The organism is Aeromonas sp. R1-1, from assembly GCF_040908495.1.
Classification (GTDB): domain Bacteria; phylum Pseudomonadota; class Gammaproteobacteria; order Enterobacterales; family Aeromonadaceae; genus Aeromonas; species Aeromonas veronii.
Map to the genome: position 1 here is coordinate 1 of NZ_JBFODV010000132.1, position 3232 is coordinate 3232.

The following is a 3232-nucleotide window of genomic DNA, read 5'->3' on the forward strand; positions in this document are numbered from 1 at the left end:
ACCATAGGTCAGACCTGTTTGGTGGTAAACCGATTTATAGCGGTTCCGCCGCCGGTTTTTCAGCCAATGGCAAAGGCGAGAAAATGGCGGAGTTGTGTGCCGTGGCCGTATCGGGTGAAAGCTGGGCAGGTTGAGGAGAAGGGGGGGGGCAAAAGGGTCAAAAAACCCACATGGTCAGGCACATGTGGGTCGGGAAAAACCAGACAGGGTAAAACAGACACTCCCTGTGTCGGTCATCTTCAGCTCAGGTGGAGGTGGTCCATCTGCTGGCGCTTTTCGGGCCAGGGCCCCTGCTGGTGGTCACCAAATCTTCACACGCTCGGAAGGTGGCAGATAGAGCTTGTCTCCCGGCTTGATGGCAAAGGCACGATAGAAGGCCGGCATATTGGCGACGACGCCATTGACCCGGTACTCCTGCGGCGAGTGGGGATCTGTCTTGAGCAGAACGGCAGCGAGCTCGGGCCGGTACTTTCCTTTCCACACCTGCGCCCAGCCGATAAAGAAACGCTGCTCGGCGGTGAAGCCATCGAGCACCGCTGGCAGGCGGTTGCCCAGGGCGAGCTGGTACGCCTTGTGGGCGATGGTCAGACCACCGAGATCGCCGATGTTCTCGCCAAGGGTCAGCTGGCCGTTGACATGCTCCCCCTTGATGGGCTCGAAACGGTCGTACTGTTTCGCCAGTTTTTGCGCTCTGGCTGTGAACTCCTTGAGATCGGCCGGAGCCCACCAGTTGTGCAAGGCACCGTTGCCATCGAATTTGGCCCCCTGATCATCGAAACCATGGCTCAGCTCGTGGCCGATGACCGCGCCGATGGCGCCATAGTTGACCGCATCATCCGCCTTAAGATCGAAGTAGGGCGGTTGCAGTATGGCGGCCGGGAAGACGATCTCGTTGTTGTTCGGGTTGTAGTAGGCGTTCACCGTCTGCGGATTATCGAACCACTCCTCCCGATCCACCGGTTGATGGAGGCGGGCAAGGTGCTCGTTGTAACGCACCGTGGCCGCGCGCTGGGCATTGCCGACCAGATCATCGGGACGGATCTCGATTGCGCTGTAATCCTGCCACTGGTCGGGATAGCCGATCTTGACCCGTACCTTCTCCAGTTTCGCCAGCGCCTGCTGTTTGGTCGGGGCAGACATCCAGTCGAGCCCACCGATCTCCTGGCGATAGGCGGCGATCAGATTGTGCACCATGGTCGCCATCTGTGCCTTGGCTTCGGCCGGGAAGTAGCGCTCCACGTAGAGTTTACCCACCGCCTGACCCAGATAGTCGTCCAGCACCTCCATGGCCTGCTTCCAGGGCTCCCGCTGCCGGGGGATGCCGCTCAGGGTCGTGCCGTAGAAAGCGAAGTGCAGGGCATTGCTCTGGCTGTCGAGATAGGGCGCATAAGTGCGTAGCAGATGGAACAGGCAGTAGGATTGCCACTGAGCGATGCTGGTCTCCTGCATCACGGCGGTCAGCTTCTCCAGATAGTCCGGCTCACTGACGATGATCTCCGTTTCCCCGGCGATACCGGCCTCTGTCAGGTAGCGTTGCCAATCCAGGGTGGGCAGCAACTGACTGAGGCGAGCGATGGGCAGTTTGTTGTAGGTGAGGTTGTCATCCCGCCGCTTGACTCTATCCCACTGCAGGCTGGCGAGGCGGGTCTCCAGCGCCAGAATGCGATGAGCCTGTTCGCTCGCCCTCTCGACGCCGGCATGATTGAGCAGGGCGGTAATGAACTGCTCGTAGCTGGCCCGCAGTGCCTTGCTGGCAGCATCTGCTTTCAGGTAGTAGTCCCGATCCGGCAGACCGAGACCGGATTGCTGCAGGTAGATCCCGTAGCTGTCAGGCTGCTTCTTGTCGGCCATGATCCCGATACCAAAGGGAGCACCGCCGCCCAGCTTGTTAACACGGGCAAAGTAGGTGGCCAGCGAGGTGCCATCATGGATGGCCATGATCTCGTCACGCAGCGGCTGAATGGGGGTCAGCCCTTTGGCATCCCGTCCGGCCTGATCCAGATAGCTGGCGTAGAGGTCGGCGATCTGCTGGCGAGGGGTTCCGGCTTGTTGCGGGCGCTTGAGCAGCTCCTCCAGCAACACCTTGCGATCCTCCAGCGACTTGTCCGCCAACAGATTGCCGATGGTCTGCCCCGGCATGTCATCCGGTATCCGGGTCTGTGCCAGCCAGTTGCCGTTGACGTGGCGAAACAGATCGTCCGCCGCGCGCACGCTGTTATCCATGCTGGCCAGATCCACCCCGGAGTGGCCGCTGGCGGCACCGGCGCATGGGGCGAGGCCAAGCAGGGCCAGCGCAATGAGGCTGGCGATCATGCTGCGTTGCTGTTTCATCGTGTGTGTCCTGTATGGAGAGTCGGTGGTGAATTGGCTGTAACCGGTGGTCAATCAGCTGCGAACGACCGAGAGGAAACGACCGTCGTGATTGAAGGTGCAGGTAAAGTCGACCGCATCATCGTCGGTCTCGTACTGGCCATAGACCTTGTATCTGTGGCCACTCTCTTCTGCCGACTCGGTGGTGATATCGCGGGGGGAGACATGGAATTTGCTGGCTGCTTCCCCCGAGCAGTAACGGGGCATCTTGCTGGTGGCCATATGCTGGTCATCGCTATCGTCATGCTGGCCATCATGCTCGTGTTTGTTATCGCTGTGCTTTTTCCCGGCGTAATAGCCAGCGGCGCCGATGGCACCCAGCGCAGCTGCACCTATCAGGACTTTCTTGGTATCCATATTCTGGCAGCCGCTCAATGCCAGACTGGCGGCCAACCCCATTACCATCAAGGAGTGTTTCATCTCTCGGATCCTTTCAATTATCAAATGAGCAAGTCGATGTCAGCCGGACGATGGTCACAGGGCCCAGCGCTGGAATGGCGCCACTTTGCAATGGTCAGGATGAAGAGGACACTCAAATAAAATTAAAAAAAGTTATAAAAGTCCGGGAGCCGGAGCGAGCGCGGTATGGGTGGCGCGGTGAGGGGAGAAGGACGCAGGTTTCATCCATGCGGTAAGTAGTGGTGTGGGGCAAATGTTTGTTTTTACACTTTTATTTCTCTTTATATTTTATCAAGAGTGGTGGCTGTCTGTTATGCGGCGGCCAGCCATGCTGGCATTGGATAACAGTCTCTATCTTCATCAACTGGGCATAAAAAAGGCTATGTCCCAATTACGTGTTGCATGGGGCGCCCCAGCGCCTCATGCAAACATGCTTTGATATTCACCCCCCTCCCGTAACGCT

General features: G+C 58.5%; 2 protein-coding genes. Both read right to left on the reverse strand.

Features of this window, described 5'->3' with window-relative positions:
* Positions 1 to 300: 300 nt before the first annotated feature.
* A complete protein-coding gene (locus AB5Y92_RS07790; RefSeq protein WP_368226332.1) occupies positions 301 to 2331 on the reverse strand; it encodes a M13 family metallopeptidase in 2031 nt (676 codons plus the stop codon).
* Positions 2332 to 2385: 54 nt separating this feature from the next.
* Complete coding sequence (locus tag AB5Y92_RS07795; protein ID WP_019446789.1) at positions 2386 to 2790, reverse strand: hypothetical protein; 405 nt, start codon at positions 2788 to 2790, stop codon at positions 2386 to 2388.
* Positions 2791 to 3232: the final 442 nt, after the last annotated feature.